This is a genomic window from Mesorhizobium sp. M8A.F.Ca.ET.218.01.1.1, assembly GCF_004791165.1.
Taxonomy (GTDB): domain Bacteria; phylum Pseudomonadota; class Alphaproteobacteria; order Rhizobiales; family Rhizobiaceae; genus Mesorhizobium.
In genome coordinates, this window is sequence record NZ_SRUZ01000011.1 from 36,422 (window position 1) to 60,940 (window position 24,519).

20 protein-coding genes are annotated in these 24,519 nt (G+C 64.5%); 10 read left to right on the forward strand and 10 right to left on the reverse strand.

From position 1 onward, the window contains the following. Positions 1 to 30 precede the first annotated feature (30 nt). The 4 genes from EN861_RS30820 to EN861_RS30835 all read left to right on the forward strand — a co-directional run bounded on the left by EN861_RS30820 (position 31) and on the right by EN861_RS30835 (position 3,612). Positions 31 to 456, forward strand: a complete 426-nt coding sequence (locus EN861_RS30820; protein ID WP_135867506.1) for a DUF3775 domain-containing protein — start codon at positions 31 to 33, stop codon at positions 454 to 456. Between the two features lie 199 nt (positions 457 to 655). Continuing rightward, positions 656 to 1,681, forward strand: a complete 1,026-nt coding sequence (locus EN861_RS30825) for an extensin family protein (RefSeq protein ID WP_245512154.1) — start codon at positions 656 to 658, stop codon at positions 1,679 to 1,681. Between the two features lie 113 nt (positions 1,682 to 1,794). Next, on the forward strand, positions 1,795 to 2,601 hold the full coding sequence (locus EN861_RS30830) for an extensin family protein (RefSeq protein WP_135867447.1): 807 nt from the start codon (positions 1,795 to 1,797) through the stop codon (positions 2,599 to 2,601). A 303-nt stretch (positions 2,602 to 2,904) separates the two neighbouring features. Beyond that, positions 2,905 to 3,612: an LssY C-terminal domain-containing protein gene (locus tag EN861_RS30835; RefSeq protein ID WP_135867448.1), complete on the forward strand. Its 708-nt coding sequence runs from the start codon at positions 2,905 to 2,907 to the stop codon at positions 3,610 to 3,612. Between the two features lie 7 nt (positions 3,613 to 3,619). On the opposite strand, the gene EN861_RS30840 is transcribed toward EN861_RS30835, so the two are convergent. Beyond that, positions 3,620 to 4,642, reverse strand: coding sequence for an NAD(P)-dependent alcohol dehydrogenase (locus tag EN861_RS30840; RefSeq protein WP_135867449.1), 1,023 nt, complete (start codon positions 4,640 to 4,642; stop codon positions 3,620 to 3,622). Between the two features lie 124 nt (positions 4,643 to 4,766). On the opposite strand from EN861_RS30840, the gene EN861_RS30845 reads away from it, so the two are divergent. Next, positions 4,767 to 5,681: a LysR family transcriptional regulator gene (locus tag EN861_RS30845; protein ID WP_135867450.1), complete on the forward strand. Its 915-nt coding sequence runs from the start codon at positions 4,767 to 4,769 to the stop codon at positions 5,679 to 5,681. 79 nt (positions 5,682 to 5,760) lie between these two features. Continuing rightward, positions 5,761 to 7,071, forward strand: coding sequence for a hemolysin family protein (locus tag EN861_RS30850; RefSeq protein WP_127873480.1), 1,311 nt, complete (start codon positions 5,761 to 5,763; stop codon positions 7,069 to 7,071). Between the two features lie 165 nt (positions 7,072 to 7,236). On the opposite strand, the gene EN861_RS30855 is transcribed toward EN861_RS30850, so the two are convergent. From EN861_RS30855 to EN861_RS30870, 4 genes are all read right to left on the reverse strand, one after another. Beyond that, on the reverse strand, positions 7,237 to 8,556 hold the full coding sequence (locus EN861_RS30855; RefSeq protein ID WP_127873481.1) for an HlyD family type I secretion periplasmic adaptor subunit: 1,320 nt from the start codon (positions 8,554 to 8,556) through the stop codon (positions 7,237 to 7,239). A 1-nt stretch (position 8,557) separates the two neighbouring features. Further along, positions 8,558 to 10,294 carry a type I secretion system permease/ATPase gene (locus EN861_RS30860; protein ID WP_135867451.1) on the reverse strand — a complete coding sequence of 579 codons (1,737 nt, stop codon included), beginning with the start codon at positions 10,292 to 10,294 and terminating at the stop codon, positions 8,558 to 8,560. A gap of 34 nt (positions 10,295 to 10,328) precedes the next feature. Further along, positions 10,329 to 11,810, reverse strand: a complete 1,482-nt coding sequence (locus tag EN861_RS30865; protein ID WP_127279449.1) for a family 16 glycosylhydrolase — start codon at positions 11,808 to 11,810, stop codon at positions 10,329 to 10,331. 392 nt (positions 11,811 to 12,202) lie between these two features. After that, the gene (locus EN861_RS30870) at positions 12,203 to 12,493 is read right to left on the reverse strand and encodes a hypothetical protein (protein ID WP_127279450.1); all 291 of its coding nucleotides are present in this window, start codon (positions 12,491 to 12,493) and stop codon (positions 12,203 to 12,205) included. 371 nt (positions 12,494 to 12,864) lie between these two features. Here EN861_RS30870 and EN861_RS30875 point away from each other — a divergent pair, with 371 nt between their 5' ends. Further along, on the forward strand, positions 12,865 to 17,178 hold the full coding sequence (locus EN861_RS30875; protein ID WP_135867452.1) for an autotransporter outer membrane beta-barrel domain-containing protein: 4,314 nt from the start codon (positions 12,865 to 12,867) through the stop codon (positions 17,176 to 17,178). 70 nt (positions 17,179 to 17,248) lie between these two features. On the opposite strand, the gene EN861_RS30880 is transcribed toward EN861_RS30875, so the two are convergent. Beyond that, entirely contained in the window at positions 17,249 to 18,175 is a 927-nt protein-coding gene (locus EN861_RS30880) for a DMT family transporter (protein ID WP_127280568.1), read from the reverse strand. A gap of 176 nt (positions 18,176 to 18,351) precedes the next feature. Here EN861_RS30880 and EN861_RS30885 point away from each other — a divergent pair, with 176 nt between their 5' ends. Next, the gene (locus EN861_RS30885) at positions 18,352 to 18,756 is read left to right on the forward strand and encodes a YciI family protein (protein WP_127280567.1); all 405 of its coding nucleotides are present in this window, start codon (positions 18,352 to 18,354) and stop codon (positions 18,754 to 18,756) included. Continuing rightward, positions 18,753 to 20,024: an RNA polymerase sigma factor gene (locus EN861_RS30890; RefSeq protein WP_135867453.1), complete on the forward strand. Its 1,272-nt coding sequence runs from the start codon at positions 18,753 to 18,755 to the stop codon at positions 20,022 to 20,024. Before EN861_RS30885 ends, EN861_RS30890 begins: the two co-directional genes overlap by 4 nt. Here EN861_RS30890 and EN861_RS30895 read toward each other — a convergent pair. The 4 genes from EN861_RS30895 to EN861_RS30910 form a co-directional block, all read right to left on the reverse strand. Beyond that, positions 19,990 to 21,552 carry a DHA2 family efflux MFS transporter permease subunit gene (locus tag EN861_RS30895; RefSeq protein ID WP_135867454.1) on the reverse strand — a complete coding sequence of 521 codons (1,563 nt, stop codon included), beginning with the start codon at positions 21,550 to 21,552 and terminating at the stop codon, positions 19,990 to 19,992. The genes EN861_RS30890 and EN861_RS30895 overlap by 35 nt on opposite strands. 7 nt (positions 21,553 to 21,559) lie before the next feature. Beyond that, the gene (locus EN861_RS30900; protein ID WP_127873487.1) at positions 21,560 to 22,663 is read right to left on the reverse strand and encodes an HlyD family secretion protein; all 1,104 of its coding nucleotides are present in this window, start codon (positions 22,661 to 22,663) and stop codon (positions 21,560 to 21,562) included. Then, a complete protein-coding gene (locus EN861_RS30905; RefSeq protein WP_127873488.1) occupies positions 22,660 to 23,214 on the reverse strand; it encodes a helix-turn-helix domain-containing protein in 555 nt (184 codons plus the stop codon). The genes EN861_RS30900 and EN861_RS30905 overlap by 4 nt, the downstream gene beginning before the upstream one ends. A gap of 198 nt (positions 23,215 to 23,412) precedes the next feature. Then, positions 23,413 to 24,018 carry an NADPH-dependent FMN reductase gene (locus tag EN861_RS30910; RefSeq protein ID WP_127873489.1) on the reverse strand — a complete coding sequence of 202 codons (606 nt, stop codon included), beginning with the start codon at positions 24,016 to 24,018 and terminating at the stop codon, positions 23,413 to 23,415. Between the two features lie 90 nt (positions 24,019 to 24,108). Between EN861_RS30910 and EN861_RS30915 the strand changes: the two genes are divergently transcribed. After that, positions 24,109 to 24,477 (forward strand): helix-turn-helix domain-containing protein, encoded by a 369-nt coding sequence (locus EN861_RS30915; protein WP_127281183.1) that lies wholly within the window; start codon positions 24,109 to 24,111, stop codon positions 24,475 to 24,477. Positions 24,478 to 24,519 lie beyond the last annotated feature (42 nt).

A 24,519-nucleotide genomic window follows, 5' to 3' on the forward strand; every position in this document is an offset into this window, starting at 1 on the left:
TCATCCGGCAAACGACTGACGGAGAGGCCCGTGCAGCGGCGGCGTGAAAAGACCTGGGATCTGACGATCGGACCCGACACCGTGCGGCTGTTCATTCTCAAGGCCAAGGCGCTGAGCGCGGCCGTCAACGAGGACTATGCCGACGGCGCCGAACACGAGGTCGAGTTCGACGGCGACAGGCATGACAACCATCACCACGACGGCCTTGCCGAGGAAAGCTCGGAAAACCTCACCGAGGAAGAGCTGCGCGAGCTGATCAACGACCTCAATATCGACGAGGCGGCCGAGCTGATCGCGCTGGCCTGGGTCGGCCGCGGCGACTACGACGCCTCGGAATGGGCCGAAGCGGTGGCGGCGGCGCGGGAGCGCGCCAACAAACGCACGGCGAAATACCTGCTCGGCATGCCGCTGCTCGCCGACTTGCTGGAAGAGGGGCTGGAAGCAATCGGCGCGTAACGCGGAGGTAACCGATTGTGATCGGGTCGAAGCGCCTGTCCAGGCAACTTCAGCCGACCGGCGCCGTTTCCGAGCGATGGCAACGCTGAGCTTTTCCCGATTCTGCACTCTGGCGCTGCTTTTGGCGGCGGCGGTTCTGCTGGTGACGCCGGCCGACGCCAGACATCGTCACAGACACCACGGGCCGCTAAGCCCGCGCGTGGATCAGCCGCTGACGCAGCGGGCCGACCAGCCGCTGCGGCCAAGAGGCAAGCGACAGTCGAGAGCGCGGGTCAGGCAGCATATCGCGCCAAAACCCGCACCGCAAAAAACGCAGGATGCCCAGCCGTCCGCCGATGTTCCGGTGCCCGAGCCACGTCCGGCGGACGCCCCAAAGGCAGACGCTCCAAAGACGCAGGACCGGAACACCGAAGGTCCGAAGAGCGGCGGAGCGCCCGATCTGCTCAAGGACGAAAAGTCCCATCGGAAAAGCCAGACACCGCCCGAACCACCAGCCGAAACGGAAAGCGAGCCGGAGCCGCCAGCCGTGGTGCCAACACCGACGCCTAAGCCCGACACCACGACGCCCGAGCCTCAGCCGCCGGCCGTCGCCCCCCAGCCGACGCCAAAACCGGCGGATGCGGGCGACGAGGAGAAGATGCTGCCCGATCCGCGCTCGGCCGATCTCCCCGCCGACAAGATGCCGGCTGAGGAAGTCGCCTGCCGCGAGCGCCTGAAGACGCTCGGCGTCGAATTCGAGGACCACAAAGCCGAGAGCAATCCCGAAATCGGCTGCTCGATCCCCTACCCGATCGTGCTGAAGTCGCTCGGCAAGTCGATCGCGATTGCCCCCGGCACCGAACTCAACTGCCCGATGGCGGAGGCGGCAGTGCGTTTTGCCGCCGACGTCATCCAGCCGGCCGCGAAAGCCGAATTCGGCGCGGACCTGAAATCGATCAGCCAGGCATCCGCCTTCGTCTGCCGGCCGCGCCACGGCACGCGCAAACTGTCGGAACATGCTTTCGGCAACGCGCTCGACATCGCCAGCTTTACGCTGTCCGACGGCAAGACGATCGAGGTCGGCCCGACACCGCCGGAAAAGGACGGCAAATTCCTCGACGCCGTGCGCAAGGCCGCCTGCGGACCATTCAAGACCGTGCTCGGCCCCGGCGCCGACGCCGACCACGCGCTGCACTTCCATCTCGATCTCGAACCGCGCCGGCATGGCGGCACGTTCTGCCAATAAATGCGGCTGTTACAGGCTCGCTGCCGCATTTCAGCCGCAGGCGTGAACGCGGGCGCTGAGTTTTCCTTTACCCTTGATCGTTAAAATGCCGGATATCCAACAGGATTCCGCCAATGGCCGGCACATTTCGCGCCGTTTTCCGCGCCGCCGCGCGGCAACTGAAACCTGCATCGCTGCTGGCCGCCGGTCTGGGGATGGCCGCGGTTTCGGCCTGCAACACCGGCAGCGTGCTGTCGTTGCAGCCCGCCGTCGATGTCGGCTCGCAGACCGCGGCCGTGCCTCAATATACGGGCATGCAGAGGCTTGTCCCGTCCAATCCCTACATGACGCAGGCCGCCTATCCACGCATGGATGAACCGATGTCGCCGGTGGAGCAAATCCCAGCCAGCGAAACCGATTGCCGCCAGCAGCTGAAGCGCCTCGATGTCGCCTACACCGACCTGGCGCCGATCCATGAAGGCCAGTGCGGCATCGACTATCCGGTCAAGGTCACCGCAATCGGCGGCATCCAGATGAAACCCGCCGCGACGCTGACCTGCGACATGGCCGCCACCTTCGCCGCCTGGACGAAGAACGAACTCGTTCCCTCCGCCCGCTGGCGCTATTTCTCCGGCGTCAGGACCATCCACCAGGGCTCGAGCTATTCCTGCCGCAACATTGCCGGTGAGGGCGTGCTGTCCGAGCACGGCAAGGGCAACGCGCTCGACGTCATGAGCATCGAACTCAACAATGGCGATGACATCGACGTGCGCAAGCCCGGCCTGTTCGCCTTCCGCACCCGGGGCTTCCTCAACAATGTGCGCGCCGACGGTTGCCAGTATTTCACCACCGTGCTCGGCCCCGGCTACAATTACGACCACCGCAACCATTTCCACTTCGACATCAAGAACCGCAAGAACGGTTATCGCGCCTGCCGGTAGAGCACCGCAATCAAGGACGATGGAATTTAGCCGGAGCCGGTACTTCGTCATCCTAGGGTGGAGCAGTCGCGAAGCGACGTCGCGGAGACCCTAGGATCCATGCCGTGACCCCTGAGCAGGTGCGACGGTGAGATGCTATCAGAAGAACGTGTGTCCACTCTCAGGCAGTTCCGCTCATTCTGAACCGCTGTATTCTTCGGCCGTTGTCGTGGCATGGATCCTAGGGTCTGCGCTGCGTCGCTTCGCTCCTTGCTCCGCCCTAGGATGACGAAGGCATGGTGGCAGCAACGAGACAGTGAGTAGATGATCCACGGAAGCCTTCGACGACGCGTAACGATCTGGCTGGTGGCAGGTCTGGCCGCCTATGTGGCGCTCGCCTATGTCGTCGCGCCGGAATTCTGGACATTCCGCGATCGCGGCTTTCGCAACCAGCGCTTCGAGATGGTCACCCACACGCCGCAAGGCATTCCCGGCGACCCGATCAATGTCGGCCTGGTCGGTACGGAGAAGGAGTTGGTGCACGCTTTCGCCGTCGCCGGCTGGGACACCGCCGACGCCGTCACCTTGAGGACCGCCATCGATATCGGCGAGAGTGTTCTGTTTTCCCGCCCCTATCCCGATGCCCCGGTGAGCCGCCTGCTGTTCGAGGGCCGCGCCCAGGAACTCGCTTTCGAAAAGCCGGTCGGCGACAGTGCTGACCGGCGCCACCACATCCGTTTTTGGCGGACGGATACGGTCGGCGACGATGGCAGGCCGCTCTGGCTGGGCGCCGCCAGCTTCGATCGCGGTGTCGGCTTGAGCCACGACACGGGCGCCATCACCCATCATATCGGTCCCGACATCGATGCCGAACGCGACTTTGTGATCGGCGATCTCAATGCCGCCGGCCTGTTGTCCTCGACCAGCGACCTGGCGGGCATCGGCGCCACCAAAACCGGCCGCAACGGTGGCGGCGACCCCTATTTCACCGATGGCAGGGCGATCGTCGGCGTGCTGAAGCAGTTGCGGTGATCACAGGTCAGGCCGTGGCGATGACGATCTTGCCGAACGGCCCCTTCTCCAGATGCTCGAAGGCCCGCGGCACCTCGTCGAAACCAAAGACCTTGTCGATGACCGGCTTGATCGCCAGCGCCTCGATCGCCTCGTTCATCCGTTCGAAGGCGCGGCGATGGCCGATCGAAATGCCTTGCACGACAATACGGTTGCGCAGGAAGGGCACGATCGGGAAGCTGAGTTCCATGCTGCCCAGCAGGCCGATGATCGACAGCCGCCCATCGGCGGCCAACGCGTCGAGCGATCGCCGCGCATTGTCGCCGCCGACCATTTCGAGGATATGGTTGACGCCGGCGCCACCCGTCAACTCACGCGCCACCTCGTCCCATGCCGGTTTGGCGCGATAGTTGATCACCTGCCAGGCGCCGAGCGTCTTTGCCCGCTCGAGCTTGCCGTCGCTGCTTGACGTGACGATGGCGCGCAGGCCGAAGGCGTGGGCGAATTGCAGCGCAAACAGGGAGACACCGCCGGTGCCCTGGATCAGGACGGTCTGGCCGGGCACCGGTCGTGTCGCCTCGGCCATGGCGAACCAGGCCGTCAGCGCCGCGATCGGCAGCGTCGAGGCCTCCGCGTCGTTGAGCGAGGGCGGCGCCAGCACGGCGGCGTCCTCATTCAGGAGCAGATAGTCGCTCAACGTGCCGGGCAGCGACGATCCCAGCGTGTGCTGGTGCAGCACCGGCGGCGCATCGCCATCCGGCCAGTCGGCGATCACCTGCCCCAGCACGCGCTGGCCGGTCCGGAAACGGCTGACACCGCCGCCGACCGCCACCACTTCGCCAACGGCATCGGAGGTCGGCACGAATGGAAAGGCAAGGTCGGGGATCAGCACGCCATCGACGATCATCCTGTCCTTGTAGTTCAGCGATATGGCCTTGATCCGCACCAGCAGTTCATGCGGCCCGGGCTCGGGAATCCTCCCTTCGGCCAATTCCAGCCTGGGCAGGCCGAAGCCGGTCATCCGCCAGGATCTGTTGATGTCGCTCTTCATTGCGTCTGCTCCCGATTGCATGGCTGGCGGGATATTTACGCCGTTTCACTGTGGAAAAAAGCGCTTCCATGATCCATAATCGGAAACGAGTTGGTGATCAGATTTCTACAATGGGAATAGATCGATGGAATCCGCGGATCTGCAAGGCATCGTCGCCTTTGTTCAAACGATCGAGGCCGGAAGCTTCACCGGCGCAGGCGAGCGGCTGCGCGTGACGAAATCGGCGGTCGGCAAATCGGTCGCGCAACTGGAACAGCGGCTTGGCATCCGCTTGCTCAACCGCACCACGCGCAGCCTCAGCCCGACCAGCGAAGGCCTGTGCTATTATGAAGCCTGCGTCAGGGCGCTGTCCGAGATCGAAGCCGCCCAGGCGCTGCTGGCCTCGCGCCGGCAGGTGCCCTCGGGCCGCCTTCGGGTCGACCTGCCCTCGGCCTTCGGCCACCGCTGCGTGGCGCCTGTGCTGTTCGACATTTCCAGGCGATTTCCCGATCTGGCCATGGAGATTTCCTTCAACGACCGCCGCGTCGACCTCATCGAGGAAGGCATCGACCTCGCGGTCCGCATGGGCGACCTCGACGACAGCCTGTCGCTCGCCGCACGCCGGCTCTATACCCAGCGCTCGGCCATATGCGCCGCCCCCGCCTATCTCGACAGAAACGGCAGGCCACGGACGATCGAGGACCTCGCCGGCCATGACCTGATCGGCTACACCCGCAACGGCGTCGCCCACGCCTGGAGCATCAGGCAAGCCGATGGCCATGTCGCGAAATTCACGCCGCGGGCAAGGCTGGTGCTCGACAATGGCGAGCCGATGCTGGGCGCTGTCCTTGCCGGCTGCGGCATCACCTTCCTGCCGACCTGGCTGGTGGCGGACAGCCTCAGGAGCGGCGCGCTGGAAATGGTGCTGGTGGACACGCTGGTCGAAAACATTTCCGTCCATGCCATCTGGCCGGCGACACGAGCCTTGACGCCCAAGGTGCGGGTCGTCGTCGACGCGCTGGTCGCGCACTTCTCGTCGCCACCCTGGGATGCCGCCTGATCGGCCCGTATCGCCGTCATCTTTTTAAAATGGTCGCCGACTATTTTCGAAAGCCGTGCGGCAATGCTATTGACCCCTCATGTTATACGTTGAAATCGCCACCGTGGTCGTCCTCATCTGCGTGAACGGCCTTCTGTCGATGTCCGAACTCGCCATCGTCTCGTCGCGGCCGGCTCGCCTGAAGGCGATGATCGACCGCAACGTCAAGGGTGCCGGCCGCGCTCTGGCGCTTGGCTCCAATCCGGGCAAATTCCTGTCCTCCGTGCAGATCGGCATCACGCTGGTCGGCGTGCTGTCGGGCGCCTTTTCCGGTGCCACGCTCGGCCAGAGGCTGGCGCAATATCTGGCCTCGACAGGCATCCGCGAGACCATCGCCGACCCGCTCGGCGTCGGCATCGTCGTGGCCATCATCACCTACGCCTCGCTGATCATCGGCGAACTCGTGCCCAAGCAGATCGCGCTGCGCGATCCCGAGCGCGTTGCCGTGAGAGCCGCGCCGGCGATGACCATCCTCGCCACCATCTCGGCGCCTCTGGTCTTCCTGCTCGATATTTCGGGCCGTGCCGTGCTCTGGCTGCTCGGCCAGCGCGGCGAAAGCGAGGAAAAGGTCACCGACGAGGAGATCAAGATGCTGGTCGCCGAGGCCGAGCATCACGGCACCATCGAATCCGACGAGCGGCGCATGATCGCCGGTGTCATGCGGCTCGGCGACCGCGCCGTGCGCGCCGTCATGTCGCCGCGCACCGATGTCGACTGGATCAACCTGCAGTCCGATGAACCCACCATCCGCAAGCTGCTGATGGACACCCAGCATTCGCGCCTGCCCGCCGGCGACGGCGGGGTGGACGCCATGATCGGCGTCATCCAGACGCGCGACGTGCTGGCAGCACTGCTCGGCGGCCGCGCGCTCGACCCCCGCAAATACGTGCGCGCGGCACCCATCGTGCACGACCAGGCCGACGCCCTTGACGTGCTGCAGAAGCTGAAGGAGAGCGACGTGCCGATGGCGCTTGTGCATGACGAATACGGCCACTTCGAAGGCATCGTCACGCCCGCCGACATTCTGGAAGCCATCACCGGCGTCTTCCGCTCGGACCTCGAGGCCGGCGAGGAAGAAAGCGCCGTCCAGCGCGACGACGGCTCATGGCTGCTCGCCGGTTATATGCAGGCCGACGAGATGGCCGAAGTGCTGGGCATCGACCTGCCGGAGAACCGCGATTACGAAACCGTCGCCGGCTATGTGCTGTCGCACATGCACCATCTGCCGGCGACCGGCGAATGCGTCGACGCCCAGGGCTGGCGCTTTGAGGTGGTCGATCTCGACGGCCGCCGCATCGACAAGCTGATCGCCACCCGCCTGCCCAGCGGCCACCGCGAAGTGGCGCGCTGACCGTTCAAATGTCCAAGGCCGACGGCGGTTATTAGAGCAATTCCAGGAAAAGAGTGAAACGGCTTCCGTTCGGAATTGCGTAAAAACAAAGAGTTGGAGCCGTTCGCGATTCCGTGAAACGCGGAACGGCTCTAGCGGCGCGCCGGTTCACTGCCGGTCGGCGGTCTACTGCTCAGCGAAAGCCCGCGCGAATGAATCGAGCAGCGGCCGCGCGAGATACTCCAGGAAAGTGCGATCGCCGGTGCTGATGAACGCCTCGACCGGCGTCCCGGGGTAAAGCTGCTCGCGCCTCACGCCGGGCGGCAGGTCGGCGGCAATCGTCAGCTTGGCGCGGAAATAGGGTTCACGCGTGGCTGGATCGATGAGCCGATCCGCCGAAATCTGTGTCACGGTGGCTGAGACCTCTGGCGTGAGCCGCGCGTTCAAGGCGGATAGTCGCAGTTTCGCCGGCTGGCCGACACGGACCTGATCGATGTCCTTCGGCCGCAGCTTCGCATCGACGACCAGGCCAGACGCGGTGGGCAGGATTTCCATGATCTTTTCGCCCGGAGCAATCACGCTGCCCTTGGAATTGTAGGTCGACGACACCACGATGCCTGCCGCCGGCGCCTTGATCGTCGTTCGCCGCAGCACCGCCTCCGCCGTCCTGATCTGTTCCTCGACATCGGCCAGGTTGGAGCGAACGTCGTCGAGTTTCGTCAGCGCCTCCTCGACGCGTTGCGTGGTCAGGCGCTCGGTCTGCTCCTGGGCCTCCACGATCTGGGTATTGGCCGTCGCCAGATTGGCCTCCAGCATCCCGGCTTGCCCGACGAGATCGGCCTCGCTGCGCAAAAGCTGGGAGTATTCGGTACGGTTGGTGAGGCCCCTGTCGAGCAGGCTGGTCTTGATGCCGAGTTCTTTCTTGACGACTTCGGCTTGTTGCTGAATGGCCTGTTTCTGGGCCTGCAATCCCACCACCGACTGCCGGTGCATGGCGACCCGTTGTGCCAGGATCGATTGTTCCGACCGGAACCGGGCGAGCCTGGCGTCGAATTCCTTTTGCTGTTCTCGAATCAGGATCTCGAAATCCGGCTGGAAAGGTTCCGGCGCCGCTTTGGCGATTGGCGCCAGCCTGTCCAACCCGTCGCGTTCCGCCTCCAGCCGCGCCGCACTTGCCCTGAGCGCGATCGACTGTCGCGTCAGCCGGTTGAGCTCGGCCTGCGCGGCCGTTGGATCCAGCACGACCAGATCCTGGGCCAGTTGCACGCGATCGCCTTCATGGACCAGCAGTGCCTGGACGATACCGCCCTCGCGATGCTGGATCTGGATGTTTCCGCCGGTTGCCGAGATCGTGCCTTGGGTGATCACCGCGCCCGACAAGGGGGCGCTGACGGCCCAGTAGCCGAAGCCGCCCGCCAGCAGCGCCATGGCTGCATAACCGGTAAGCGCCACGCGTCTTATGTCGGTGCGTGGCTGGCCGTCCAAGGCGATGCTCTGTGTCGTCATCTCACGATCCGGAACTGCCACCCGCGCGGATCGTCGGGACGAACGACCCGGTCACCACCGTGCTCTGCTGGACGCCCTTGCCGATGACCGAGCGCCGCAGCATCTCGCTGCTTGGGCCGAAGGCTTCGATCATGCCGCCGCGCAAAAGCATCACGCGATCGCAAGCAGCCGCGATCGAAGGCTGATGGGTGATCACGATGACCGTGACGCCCGCCGTCCGCGCGGCCGAAAGCGCCGCCTCTAGCGCGGCCTCGCCGCTACCATCGAGATGGGAACTGGGCTCGTCGAGCACCAGGAGCCGCGGATTGCCGTAGAAGGCGCGCGCCAACCCGATCCGCTGGCGCTCGCCGCCCGACAACGCCCTGTCCGACGGGCCGATCATGGTCTGGTAGCCGTCGCGCTGCGCCAGGATCAGCTCATGCACCTGGGCGCGCCTTGCCGCGTCCACGATGGCGGCATCGTGCGCCTCCGGGTCGAAGCGGGCGACGTTCTGCGCGATCGATCCCGGAAAGAGCTCGACCTCCTGCGCGAGGTAGCCGACATGCTTTCCGAGCTGGCTTTCGTCCCAGGTCCCGAGGTCGGCGCCGTCGATCCTGATTGAGCCGCCGGTCGGCCAGGCGGCACCCACGAGCAGCCGCGCCAGCGTCGATTTGCCGGCGCCGCTTGGGCCGACGATGGCCAACGCCTCGCCCGCGCCGATCGCGAAATTCAGCCGCTTGAGGATGGGCTCGGTGCCGGGCCGGGCATTCGGCGCCATGAAGAAAACATCCTGCGCGGAAATCGCGCCTGCCGGATCGGGCAGGATCAGTTTTCGCGGCTCGGCCGGACGCGCCGCAAGCGCCTTCTCCAGCCGCGTCCACGCGCGCCGGGCGTCGGCGATCTGCCGCCAGGCGCCGATCAGCTGGTCGAGCGGCTGCAGCGCGCGCGACGAGACCAGCGACGAGGCGAAGATCATGCCGGCCGTCATCTGCCCTTGAAGCACCAGCCATGCGCCGGCGCCGAGGATCGCCAGTTGCAGCATCATGCGCAACGCCCGCGAGGCGCCGCTGAAGATTGCATTGGCGCTCGAGGAGCGGTCATGGAAGGCGAGCGCCGCCGCTACGTGCCGTCCCCAGACCCGCGAGGCATTTTCCACCATGCCCATGGCGCGCAGCGTCTCGGCATTGCGGGCAAAGGCCTGTTCCGCCTGGCTGGCCAGAGCCGAGCGCTCCGTGGACAAGGCGTCGTTGCGGCCGATGGCGAGCTGGTTGGCCACGACCAGGAAAATCAGAAGCACCGCGCCGGCGACCGTCACCCAGAACAGCACCGGATGGATGAGATAGAGCAACGCAAGGAAGACAGGGGCAAAGGGCAGGTCGAACAGCACCGCCACGCCGCGCGACCTGATGAAGGCGCAGACCGAGGCGAGGTCGCGCAGCGGCGAAAGAACGCCGGCATATTTTGCGCCAAGCGAAACGGCGAAGGTGCTGGCACCCAGCTTGCGGTCGACGGTCGCCGCGACGCGCTGCGTGTAAACCGCCCGGATCGCGTCCAGCAGCCCGAGGAAGGCGAGCGCGAGAACCGCGATGCCCGAAAGATAGACAAGCGTCTCGACGCTGGAGGACGGCAGCACGCGGTCATAAACCTGCAGCAGGTAGAGTGGAATCACCAGCAGCAGGATGTTGATCAACAGCGAGAAGACGCCGACATCGGCGATGGCACGTATGAACACTGGGCGCAGGCCGGACGGTCCGGTCATTTGCGCATTTCCCGCCGCTGCATGACCCGGGACCTTACACGTGGCCCCCGAATTCGGAACCGCCGTGCAGCGTGCTGCTGGCGATGCTGTGCGTGGCGGTGCTGCTGGTGAGGTGCAGGGCGCTCGCCGGCGCATTGTCCAGCGTATAGGCGCGGATGTAGTCGATCTTCATCTCTGCAGGCGTCGCCAGATGATCGGGAGGCGCGCCGGCAAAGCCGCCGACCGCGAGATCGGCCAGCATGTACATGGGCTTGTTCATGTCGGACGGCGTCGCCGCTTCCGCAACCTGCACACCGTCATAGGTCCAGACGAGCTTGTCCGGTGTCCAGAGCAGGCCATAGGTGTGGAAGCCGGCGGTATCCATGGTATTCACCGTCGACGAGACCTTGGTGTGCGTTCCCGTTTCATTCGAGTGCGCCGTCATGATCAACGAGTTCGGGTCCTGCCCGCGCGTTTCCACGACATCCAGCTCCGGCGGCCACGAACCGTCTTCCGGCAGCAGCCAGAAGGCTGGCCAGGCGCCGGCGTTCTCGGGCAGGTCGGCCCGCATTTCGAAATAGCCGTAGGTTTGGGAGAAGGTGTCATGCGTGGTGATGATGCCTGACGTGTATTCGTAGTTGTTGATCAGCGGCTTGATGTCGGCCGGCGCCTGCGCGGCGGTGATGGTCAGCACGCCGTTGTTCACGCTGAACGGGTGGACGGAGCTCGTCGGCGCGTAATTGGCGTCGATGTACCATTGCAACTCGCCATTGTTGGTCAACGTGCTGCCGTTGGGCGCTCCCCACGAGAAATTGGTATCCCATGTGCCGCCCTGGTCGTTGTGAAGATTGAGCGAGTTGAACTCGTCGCTGAACGACAGCTTCATTGCCGACATGTCGATCGGCAGTTCGAACTGGCCGGGCTGCATCTTGTCGATGGTCGTGTCCTTGAACTCGAGAATCTCACCGGATCCCAAATTCAACAGCACGTTCGATCCCGCCTGGATCATGTTGGAATGGATGGCGTCGAACGACGTGAACCCATAGCCATTGAGGCGGACCGTGTCGGTGGCGGCAAAATTCGCGATCAGGTCGCTTCCATTGCCCTTCGAGACGATGAACGTGTCGTAACCGCCGCCGCCGTCGATCAGCACATCGTTTCCCGCGCCGCCGTCCAGGGTCTGGTGTCCGACCGTGGCGGTGATGATGTTGTCCAACCCATTTCCGAAGGCATAGTTGTTGGCGTGTGTGACGATGAGGTTCTCGACATTGTCGGGGAGCTTGTAGCTCATCCATGTGCTGATCGTGTCGATGCCTGCGCCAGCCGCCTCCGCCACCTTGTTGCCGGCCCCATAGAGGTAATAGATGTCGTCACCCGTGCCACCATGCATGGTGACGTTGACATTGCCTGCGCCATAGAAGGAGTCATTTCCGGTGCTGCCGTACAAGTCCGGCCCGGATCCCGCCGCCGAGTACCAATGGTTGGAAGCGCCGCTATAGGGAAGAGGAACGCCCACGGCGTTGACGAAGAAGCTCATCGGATAAACCCTTCTCGTGATGCCTGGCCAGTTCGCATCGTTCGATTCCCGCAGGCCGCATCCGGACCAACGTTGCCTTGCACGATATCGTTCCAGGAATTTGCCACATAGTCTGTCATAGCATCGACCATTCGGTGACATTTTCTGAGCGGACAGCACAACAGACCAACATAAAGTCTATGGACCGTAATCACGCGGGCGAAATATTTAATAAAAATTTCATGATGTGCAGAAGTCTACTTGCGGCCCGCCTGATTCAGGTCCGCGGATGAAGCTCTGCTTTTTGGCGAGCCCATACAATTGCCGCTCCGGGAACGAGGTCGAGCAAGGCTGGCGCTTCCACGTCGCCGATCTCGGCGACCGCCGCATCGATGGCGAACCACGCTTTTTGATTACCCGACTATCTCGGCATACTCGTCGATGACGAGAAACGCCTTGTGGACCCTCTCGGGATCCAGGCGCTCATCGACGACCAGATAATGGAAATCCCTGAAGATGCCGATGATGCTTTGCGCGCCGCGAATCTGGCGGCGTGCCTCGAAGGCCGCGCCGCCCGTGCTGGCATATCCCGCCGACCAGTCGACCTGGCCCTCGCCGACGATGAGGCCGACGGCGACGTGGCCACGCGTCGGGGACTGATCGTCCCATCCGCTCCAAGCTATCAACGCTTCATGCGCCTTCATGTCATCGCCTCGCGGCATAAGCATAGGACGCTGGCTTGATGGCTTCAAACGCAAATGAGGGATTTGCAAATTTCAGGCTGAGCACTGCCGGGAGCGGTCCACCGCCGGTCCTGGAAACCATGCCGCGCCCGTTGCGCCCGGCAGTTTCGCCGCCATCCAGCCACACAAGGAATTACTTATATATACTGCTTATATGCAGAAAATCTAATGTTGCGTTGAAGTAACGGCAGAAAAAAATCAGTAACGAACGCATCAACTGCGAGACAGGAATCAAACCCGGAGTTAACCTATTGCCGGTTTGGTTCGGCGCGAGCCACCCGAACCGCGACATTCGGCATGGCAGGCAGCAGAGTTTCGAGCGGGGCAGACTGATGAAGGCGAACGGCGGCGCGCTTCGGCGCATTTGGGACGGCACGCTCCTTGCGGGTGTGAACGGCGCGGCGGTCGCCTGCCTGTTTCCAGGGATGGCATCGGCGGCGCAATACGACGTCGCCAGCCTGGGCGAACTCAACAATGCCCTGGCCACGATCACTTCGACGGGTGACCCAACGCCCGTTATCGTCCTGAGGTCCGACATCACGACCAGCATCAACGTCCTGACTTCGACCAGCCCGCTGACGATCGACACGAATGGATACACGCTGACGGCTCCTCAATTCAGCGGTGGACAAGCGGTGATCGTGACCGGAACCGGCAATGTTGTCGGACTGAGTAACGTGGCCGGGCTTGTGGTTAATAATGGGGCTAACGTCACCAATGAGGTATCGGTTGAAGGCGCCTCATTCAGCACTCCGGGCACCACCGGACAAATTGGCGCGAGCGTCATGAACAATTCGACGCTTGCCAACAGCGGCAGCATCGTAGGCGGCAACGGCACCACGGCTGGCGGTCCAGGTGTGCAAGTGAGCTCCGGTGGCCAGTTGATAAACAACGCGGGCGGCACCATTCAGGGAGGTAGCGGTAGCCAAGGACCGGGAGGCATCGGCGTTGCGATTGGGAGTCCCGCCGGCGCGCAGACAAAGCTCACCAACAACGGTACCATCCTGGGTGGCGAGGGTACGACCAGCGGTGGCATCGGCGTAGTGGTGCGCACCAGTAATGTCGGGACGATTATCAACACCGGCAAAATCCAGGGCGGCACCGGGGCGGCCGCAATCATGACCAACAGCGTCGCGGGGTCGCTCAGCATCGTCAACAGCGGCACCGTTAGCGGCGGCGCGGGCGCCAATGCCATTTCTCTTATCGCAGGCTCGACAGGGAGCCTTAAGCTTGAACTTCAGGCCGGTTCGGTGATCGTCGGCAATGTCGTGGGCGGAAGTGGAGCCAATGACGTCCTCACCCTCGGCGGCGACAACTCCGCGGTCCTCGACGGCATGATCGGCGATACCGGCCAGTACCGGAACTTCGACGTACTCGAAAAGACCGGCGCCGGCACCTGGGCGCTGACCGCAGACAACACCGCCACGCAAGCCTGGACGATCTCGCAGGGAATGCTTCAGATCGGCAATGGCGGTACGACCGGCAGCATTCTTGGCAATGTCACCAACAACGGCACGCTGGCCTTCGACCGCTCCGACACCTACACCTATGCCGGCGTCATCTCCGGCAGCGGCGCGGTGAGCCAGATCGGCACCGGCACGACGGTGCTCACCGGTGCCAACACCTATAGCGGTGGAACCACGATCTCCGCCGGCCCGCTCTCGGTCTCCGCCGACAACAATCTCGGCGATGCTTCCGGCGGCCTGACCTTCAATGGCGGCGTGCTGCAGGTGACCGGAACCGCCTTCACCGGCACCGACCGCACCATCACCTTGGGGTTGCTGGGCGGCAGCTTCGACATCGCCGACGCCGGTAACGCTTTCACCGCCAGCCAGGCGGTCACCGGCAGCGGCGCGCTGACCAAGCTTGGCGCCGGCACGCTGATCCTGACCGGCGACAGCAACTACGGCGGCGGCACGACGATCTCGGCCGGCACGCTGCAGCTCGGCAATGGCGGCACATCAGGTTCAATCACCGGCAACGTCGCCAACAATGGAACCTTGGCCTTCGACCGCTCGGACACCTATACCTTTGCCGGCACGATTTCAGGCAACGGCGCAGCGATCCAGCAGGGTTCGGGCACAACGATCCTGACGGCCGACAGCAACTACACCGGCGGCACGACGATCTCCGCCGGCACGCTGCAGCTCGGCAATGGCGGCCTGTCGGGTTCGATAACTGGCAACATCACCAACAACGGCACCCTCGTCTTCGACCGCTCCAACGGCTTGGTTCTTGCCGGCGTCATCTCGGGCAGCGGCGGCGTGATCCAACAGGGTTCGAGCACCACCGCCCTGACCGGCGACAACACGTACAACGGCGGCACGACGATCTCGGCCGGCACCTTGCAACTCGGCAATCGCGGCACATCCGGTTCGATAACAGGCGACGTCACCAACAACGGCACGCTCGTCTTCTACCGCACGGATAGCTATACCTTTGCCGGCACCATTTCCGGCAGCGGAGCGGTGAACCAGTTGGGGTCCGGCACCACGATCCTGACCGCCGACAACACCTATGCCGGCGTCACGACGATCTCGGCCGGCACGCTGCAGCTCGGCAATGGCGGCACGTCAGGCTCGATAGCAGGTAATGTCATCGACAACGGGACGCTTGCCTTCGATCGTTCCGATGCAGTGACCTTTGCCGGCGTCATCTCCGGCAGCGGCGCGGTGAGCCAGATCGGCACCGGCACCACGATCCTGACCGCCGACAACACCTATGCCGGCGTGACGACGATCGCGGCCGGCACGCTGCAGCTTGGCAATGGCGGCACGTCAGGCTCGATAGCAGGCAACGTGACCAACAACGGCACCCTCATCATCGACCGCTCCAACGGCGTGACCCTCGCCGGCGCGATATCCGGCAGCGGCTCAGTTGTGCAGCAGGGCGCCGGCAGCACGACGCTCGCCGGTACGAACAGCTACGGCGGCGGCACGACGATCTCCGCCGGCACGCTGATCGGCCAGGCAACGAGCTTCGGCACCGGCAACATCCTGAACGACGCCGCGCTCGTCTTCGACCAGCCGGCGAACGCCACCTTTGCCTCCATCATCGAAGGCAGCGGCACGCTCACCAAGCGGGGCGCCGGCAATCTCGATCTCACCGGCATCAATACGCTGAACGGCGCGACCACGATCGAGGCCGGCAAGCTCTCGGTCAATGGCTCCCTTGCCAACTCGGCCGTCACCATTCTCGGGGGCGGAGCGCTTGGCGGTAACGGCACCGTGGGATCGACGACACTCCAGGCCGGCGGCGTCATCGCGCCCGGCAATTCCATCGGCCTGCTGACCATCCAGGGCAATTTCGTCGGCGCGGGCGGCACGGTCGAGATCGAGGCTATTCTCGATGGCGACGCCTCTTCCACCGACAAGCTCGTCATCACCGGCAACACCTCGGGCACCGCCAACGTCAAGGTGATTGGCCTCGGCGGTGGTGGCGCGCAGACCGTCGACGGCATCAAGATCATCGATGTCGGCGGCACGTCGGCCGGTACCTTCAACCTTTTGGGCGATTACGTCTTCCAGGGCGACCAGGCCGTGGTGGCCGGCGCCTATGCCTACCGCATGTATCAGAACGGCATTTCCACGCCGGCCGACGGCGACTGGTACCTGCGCTCCGCGCTGATCAATCCCGTCGATCCCGGCGGCCCGACGTCGCCGCTCTACGCTCCCAGCGTGCCGGTCTACGAGGCCTATGCCGGCGTGCTGCAGAGTTTCAACCAGCTCGGAACGCTGCAGCAGCGCGCAGGCAACCGCTCATGGACCGGAGCGGCGCAACCCGATGCGGACGACCGCGTCGAGGGTGGCAGTCCGATCTGGGGCCGCATCGAAGCCGCCCACAAAAAGTTCGACCCCGGCACGTCCACGACCGGCACCGACTACGACGCGGATCTGTGGAGAGTGCAGGCGGGCCTCGACGGCCAGCTCGCGCAAATGGCCTCCGGCGTCCTGATCGGTGGCGTGACCGTTCATTACGGTACGGTGAAGTCGGATATCTCCTCGGCTTTCGGCCTCGGCTCGATCGACACGACAGGCTACGGCTTCGGCGGCACGCTGACTTGGTACGGCAACAGCGGCTTCTATGTCGACGCGCAGGCCGAACTGACCTGGTTCGACAGCGACCTGTCCTCCGCCACGCTCGGCAAAAGGCTGGTCAAGGGTAATAACGGCTTCGGCTATGGCCTCGGTATCGAAGCCGGGCAGAAGATCGGTCTCCAGGGCAACTGGTCGCTGACGCCGCAGGCGCAGCTCAGCTATTCCTCGGTCGATTTCGACAGCTTTACCGACCCCTACGGCGCCGTCGTCGCCAATGGCGGCAGCGACAGCCTGATCGGCAGGCTCGGCCTGTCGGCGGACTATGAAAGCCGATGGAAGGACAAGACGGGCAAAACGAGCCGCTCGCATGTCTACGGCATCGGCAATCTTTATTACGACTTCCTCGACGGCTCCGATGTCGATGTCTCGGGCACCGTGTTCAGCAGCAAGTCGCGGCAGCTGTCGGGCGGGCTCGGTCTCGGCGGCTCGCTGAGCTGGGCCGATGACCGTTATTCCGTCAATGGCGAGGTCTTGGCACGCACCAGCCTGGAAGACTTCGGCGACAGCCGCTCCATCGGCGGCACGGTCGGCTTCAAGGTCAAGTGGTAAGTCGAGCCAGGCGCGCTTTCCCCGGGAGACGGGCAGCGCGCCTGGTGTGAGCCCGGCGGCAAACCTGCCCTCAGACCGCGGCTTCGATCGGCTCGGCAAGCCTTGGATTGGAACGCGCCGCGATCAGGCAACTGGCCACGATGAGGCCCGCTCCCGCCAGCGTGGTCCAGGTCACCGCCTCGTCGAAGAAGAACCAGCCAAGCGCGATCGCCCAGATGAAGGCCGAGTACTCCGTCGGGATCAGATATTGCGCTTCGGCACGCGCGTAGGCCCAGCTCATCAGGAACTGGCCGGCGAGCGACAGCGCCGTCACCCCGGCGAGCGGAAGCCAGAGCTCGCCCGGCAGGGCAATGGCGAGCCAGGGCGCCGCGAGACCGAGCATGACCGCCACGCACAGGTTCTGGAACAGCATGATCTCGATCGGCTTGGCCACCAGCGCCTGCTGCCGCGCAAGGATCAGATTGTAGGCGTAGAACACCGTCGATACCAGCACCGCCGCCGTGCCGAGCAAGGCATCCCTGGCATGGTTCGCCTGCCCGAACTGGCCGCTCACGATGATCGCGACGCCCGCTATGCCGGCCAGCGAGGCCCAGATCGCCTGCCGCTGTATGCGCTCGCCGAGCAGCAAGGCGGCAAGCAGCAAGGCAAACAGCGGCGCGACGAAACTGAGCCCGATCGCCTCCGCCAGTGGCAGGCGGGCGAGCCCCCAGAAGAAGGAGAGCAAGACAAAGCCGACGACCGCGGCACGCAGCGCATGCAGCCTGAGCACGGGAAGCGCGGGCAGCCTGCGTGGCCCCATCGACCAGCCTGTGCCCGCAACCACGGTTGCCAGCATGCTGCGCCACAGCACCGTGTTGTAGACGCCTACCGCGATGACCAGGACCTTCATGGCCGCGTCCATCCCCGACAGCAGGAAGATGCCTAGAGCGCAGACAAGCACCGGGACCATGGGAGAAACGGCGCCTGCCAGGCTAGATGACTTCACGAGGCCCCTCATGTGATGGATCGCAGCCGGATATATCAGGGCGGACCGGCGGGGCCAGATGGCAGCCTCGCCGATATGGCGGTCCAACACGCGTTCGAGATCCGGGATTCGAAGTTTCTCCCGCGCCTGTCGATTTCACCATGGCCCGTTCGTCATATGATTGAACCAACCCAACCAAGGAGAAGACCATGCGGTTCATGATGCTGATGATCCCCGGCGGCTACGCGGAGGCGGCGCCCGATGTCATGCCCAGCGCCGAGGCGGTGGAAGGGATGATGAAGTACAATCACGAGCTGAAGAAAGCCGGCGTGCTTCTGACGCTCGACGGCCTGCATCCGCCGTCCGCCGGGGCGCGGGTCAGCTACAAGGGTGGCAAGCCTCTGGTCGTCGACGGCCCCTTCGCCGAGGTCAAGGAAGTGCTGGGCGGCTATTGGGTGATCGACGTGCGCTCACGCGACGAGGCCATCGAATGGGCCCGCCGCTGCCCCGCTGGAGAAAATGACGTGATCGAAATCCGCCAGGTCTTTGAAATGAGCGAATTTCCCGAGGACGTCCAGAAGGTGGCGGATCGTCTCGGCAGGATCAAGGATTGATCGCCAACAGAACCATCGAGGCCGTCTGGCGGATCGAGCAGCCGAAGCTCACCGGCAGATTGGCACGCACCCTCAGGGATGTCGGGCTGGCCGAGGAAATCGCGCAGGACGCCTTCGTGCTGGCGCTGGAGCGCTGGCCTCGCGACGGCATCCCGCGCAATCCGGCCGCCTGGTTGACGCAGGTCGCCAGGAACCGGGCGCTCGACCGGCTGCGCCGCACCACCATGATCGACGGCAAGCATCGCACGCTCGCCATCGACCTCGCCGAGCTGGAGCGCGAGATGCCCGACATCGAGACGGCGCTCGACGAGGATATCGACGACGACCTCTTGCGGCTGATATTCACCGCTTGCCATCCCGTCCTGCCCGCCGAGCAGCGCGCCGCGCTGGCGCTGCGACTCCTTGGCGGGCTGTCGACGCCGGAGATCGCCCGCGCCTTCCTGGTGCCCGAAGCCACCGCTGCCCAGCGCATCGTGCGCGCCAAGCGAACCCTTCGCGATGCCGCCATCCCGTTCGAGACGCCGCGCGCGGAAGAGCGCCGCGAGCGCCTCGCCGCAGTGCTGGAGGTGGTCTATCTCATCTTCAACGAGGGCTATGTGGCGACCGCCGGACCGGACTGGCTGCGCGCCGATCTCTGCGCCGAGGCGCTGCGCCTCGGCCGCTCGCTGGCGGCGCTGATGCCCGACGAGCCCGAGGTGCGGGGGCTGGTGTCGCTGATGGAGCTCAACGCCTCCCGCTTCGCGGCCCGCACCGGCAAAGCGGGCGATCCGATCCTGCTGCTCGACCAGGACCGCGGCCGCTGGGACTGGTCGCTCATCCGGAGCGGCCTCGACGGCCTGAATCGCGCCATGGTCCTGACCTCGGCGCCCGGCCCCTATCTGCTGCAGGCGATGATCGCGGCCTGCCACGCCCGCGCGGTCACCGCCGCCGACACCGACTGGATCGCGATATCGGCCTATTACCAGGCGCTTGCCTTGGCGGCCCCCTCGCCCATCGTCGAGATCAACCGGGCCGTGGCCGTCGGCATGGCGTTCGGTCCGGCGCAAGGCCTCGCCATCGTCGAGGCGCTGAAGGACGAGCCGCGCCTGAAGGACTCGCATCTCCTGCCCACGGTGCGCGGCGATTTCCTGGAGAAGCTCGGCCATCGGGCGGAAGCCAGCGCCGCGTTCCGCCACGCCGCCCAATTGACCGGCAATGACAGAGAGCGCGCGCTGTTGCTGGCCCGTGCCACCCTCAATGAGCGTCCGGCGGCGGCGCCTTCGGCGTGACATTGCGCAGGAACGGAACCAGCGCCGTCGCGATGACGAAGGCGGCCATGATCGCCAGGAAGGCGTCGGCGTAGGCCATGGTGGATGCCTCGCGATAGGCGAGCGCCCATAGCTGCTTCAGCGAAGCGGTGTGACCGTCGGCGACGGCACCGGGCAACTGCCCGTAACGCAGCGCGACGTTGTCGACCAGACGCATCGCGGCTTCGTTCTGCGGCGTCAGATGCGAAGCGATCGTCAGGAAATGGAAATTGGTGCGGTCGTTGAGGATCGCGCCGCAAATGGCGATGCCGACCGCGCCGCCGAGATTGCGCATCGTGTTGAACAGGCCGCTGGCATATTTCAGCCGTTCGGGCGGCAGGCTGCCAAGGCCGAGATTGACGCTCGGCGCGACGGCGAACACCTGCGGGAAACCGCGAAACAGTTGCGGAATGAGCAGCTCGGCCGCACCCCACTGGCTGGTGATGGCGCTGAAACTCCACATCGAGGCGCCGAAGGAGGCCAGCCCGAACATCATCAGCCAGCGCGTGTCGAAGCGCTTGGCGAGGAAGATGTAGACGGGAACGCCGACCATCGAGGCGACGCCGGTGGAGAACACAGCGAGCCCGGTCTGCAAGGCGTCGTAGCCCCTGACATAGCCGAGGAACAGCGGCGTCAGATAGATCGTGGCGAAGATGCCGATACCGGTGACGAAGGAGAGAAAACAGCCGATGGCGAAATTGCGGTTGCCGAAGGCACGGAAATCGACCACCGGCTGCGCAAAGGTCAGGCTGCGGATGACGAACAGAACCATGGTGATCCCGGCGACGATGGCGCCATTGCGGATCGTGGCATCGTCGAACCAGTTCCAGCGCGAGCCTTCCTCAAGGACGTATTCCGCCGTGCCCAGGCTGACCGCCATCAGCACCATCCCGATATAGTCGGCCCCCCTGAGCAGCGACGGATCGGCCTTGTCGATCTTGACCAGCAGCGCAACGAGGATGGTGATGATGGTGCCCGGAATGACGTTGACATAGAACAGCCAGTGCCAGTTCAGCGTGTCGGTGATCCAGCCGCCGATGACAGGCCCGAGCGTCGGCGCAATCGAGGCGATGCTGCCGACCACCGCTGCGGCATAGACCCGCCTTGGCCCCTGGAAATAATGGAACGACGAGGTGAACACCGTCGGGATCATCGACGCGCCGAGCAGCCCCTGCAGCGCGCGGAACACGATCATGCTTTCGATGCTCCAGGCGAAGCCGCACAGCATGCTGGCGAGCGTGAAACCGGCCGCCGAAATGGTGAACAGCCAGCGTGTCGAGAACACCCGCGTGAGCCAGCCCGACAGCGGGATGACGATAATTTCCGCCACCAGATAGGATGTCTGCACCCAACCGATCTGGTCCTGCGCGGCCGACAGGCCGCCGCCGATGTCCTGCAGCGACGACGCCACGATCTGGATGTCGAGAAGCGCGATGAACATCCCGACGCACATCACCATGAATGGCAGAATGCTGGCGATGAAGGATTGCGGGACGGCGCGCTCAGACATGGCGTCCTCAGTGCGCGCCAGTATCGACCATGACCGTGGTCGACAAGCCTGGCCGCAACGCGACCTTTTGCGCCTGGTCCTGGTCGATGGCGATGCGAACGGGCACGCGCTGGACGATCTTGGTGAAATTGCCGGTCGCGTTCTGTGGCGGGATCACGCTGAAGATCGCTCCCGTCGCCGGCCCAAGGCTGGTGACATGACCCTTGAGCGGCGCGTCCGGCGCGATGTCGGTATAGACCGTCGCCGCCTGCCCGTCGGTCATGTCGCGCAACTGGTCTTCCTTGAAATTGGCATCGACCCACAGGCCTGAAGCCGGAACGATGGTCAGGAGATAACTGCCCGGCGACACATAGGTGCCGACCTGCGCCAGCCTGTTGCCGACGATACCGTCGATGGGCGAGCGGACCTCGGTAAAGCCGAGATCGAGCTGCGCTGTATCGACATCGGCCCTGGCGGCCGCGAGCGCGGCGGTCGCTTCCGAGATCTGGGTGTTGAGCACATCGAGCCGTTGCGTGGCGGCCGCGAGCCCGGCGCGGGAGGCGGTCACCGACGCCCTGGCCTGGCCATCGGCGGCAAGGCTTCTCTGCGCGTCCTGCTGCGTGCCGGCTTTGGTGCTGGCCAGCGCCTCATAGCGTTTGGCGTCCTGGGCGGTGAAGACGGCCGCCACGTTCTTGGCCTCGAGATCGGCTTGCGCCTGCTCGATCAGCGAATTCTGCAGCGAGACCTGGGCGCGAAGATTATCGAGGGCCGATTGCTGCTGCTGGACGGCGGCCCGCGCACGGTCCAACGCCGCCATGAACGGCCGGTCGTCGATGCGGATGACGAGCTGGCCCGCCGTGACATGCTGGTTGTCCTCGACGAGGATCTCGTCGATGTGCCCGGCAACGCGTGGCGCCAGCGGCGTGACGTTGCCGCCGACATAGGCATCGTCGGTCGAGACGAGGAAACGGCCTGCCTGCCACCATTGGAGGCCATACCATCCGGCGACGCTGACAGCGACCAGGGCGCCCAATACCAGCAACGGCTTGCGGCGCTTCCTTGCCGGCGCGGGAATTTCAACGGTCGAGGGCTGCACTGGCTGCAACTCGGCAGCGGAGAGAACCTTGTTCATTTGCTCCGCGCCTCTTCACGGCTTTGATCAACCAGCGCGTTGTCGACAAGCGGCAGGCCGGAGCCGTTGCTGGTGAAGCGATATCGCTGGCGCATGCGGTCGGTGGCCATCGGCCCCGTGGCCATGGTGAAATCATCGCTGTCGAGCTGCCTGCCGCTCTGGCGATCCACCAGAACCGGCTCGGCCCAGCGACCATCAGTCTTGTCCACGACCACCAGGCTCGGGCCCTCGGGCGCCAGATGCTTGTTTCCCCAGGCGAGCAAGGAAAGCAGGACCGGGCGGAAATCGCGCGCCTTGGCGGTCAGCACATATTCGTGACGAAGCGGCCGTTCGCAATAGACGCGCTTTTCGAACAGCCCGCGCTCGACCAGGCTGTTCAGCCGCCGCGTCAGGATGTTGGGCGCGATCGCCAGGCTCTTTTGAAACTGGTCGAAGCGCGTCAGCCCCTGGAATGCGTCCCGCAGAAGCAGGATGCTCCACCACTCGCCGACATCGTCGAGGCTGCGCGCGATCGGGCACGGGCGTGTTTCGAAGCTTGTTTTCGCAACCATGATCGACAGCCTCTTTCAAGATGAAAGTGACTTGTAGCCAAGTTAGTTGCATTATGCAAGTCACTCGGTCGTGATCATGCGAGTGGGCGCGAGAGACGCAATTGACTGCGGGCGCAGCCGCAACTTCTTTGCAAGAACCCCAATGAAAAAGGGCGGCGCAAGCGCCGCCCTTCGGGAGGATGATGATCTGCTACGAGATCAGGCCGCCTGGGCTTCCCCAACGACGGCATCGGCGGCACGAGCGGCTTTCAGTACCTTGGCCCACCAGGCGACGTCGTTGACCAGCGCGGTGGCGGCCTGGTTCAGGTGCTCGAGATCTTCGAGCTTCTTCTCGCCCTGGCGCACGGCAAGGAAATCGCCCCAGGCGATATGGACGGCGGACTTGACCGGCGCCATCTGCAATTCGACGGCGTGCAGACGAAGCTGCTCGACGGCGCGCGAGCCGCCGACACTGCCATAGCCGACAAAGCCTGCCGGCTTCTTGTTCCACTCGTTGGCGGCGTAGTCGATGGCGTTCTTCAGCACGGCCGTCGGGCCGTGATTATATTCGGCGGCGGTGAAGATGAAGCCGTCGAATCCGGCGACCTTCTTCTGCCAGCGCTGTGCGACTTCGTTCTGCGACGGCGCCCAGGCCGAAGACGCTACCTCATCGAAGAAGGGCAGCGGAAAGTCGCGCAGATCGACAATTTCGACATCGATATCGGCATGTGCCTTGGCGATCTTGGCGATCCACTGCGTCGGCACGTCGGCGAAGCGGGCGGCGCGCGTCGAACCGATGACAATGGCGATTTTGGGCTTGGACATAAGGGGCTCTCCTTGCGGGAATTTTTGGTATCGTTTGGATACCGGCGCTATATGTGATACTGACAAACAGGCGCGCAAGGAGGCACGTTTTTGTTACTGAGGCACCCGCATAACACCGAGGACTGCCGGGCCGTGTCGGAGATCCTGCAGCGCGTCGGCGACAAATGGACCGTGCTCGTGGTCGGCAAACTGGGCGGCGGACCGCTGCGTTTCAACGAGCTGCGCGCGGCCGTCGGCGGCATCTCGCAGAAGATGCTGACGACCACCTTGCGCGGCCTGGAGCGCGACGGCTTCGTCACGCGCAAGGTGTTTCCGACCATTCCGCCGCGCGTCGATTACGAGCTGACCGAACTCGGCCATGAGTTGCTGGTACCGGTCGGCGCGCTTGGCGAATGGGCGCGCAAGAACACCCAGCGCGTTCAGTCGGCGCGCGCCAGATTCGACGAGATGCAAGCCTGAAACCCTTGCACGGCAAGGGCTCCGGAATTCGCACCGAGCGAC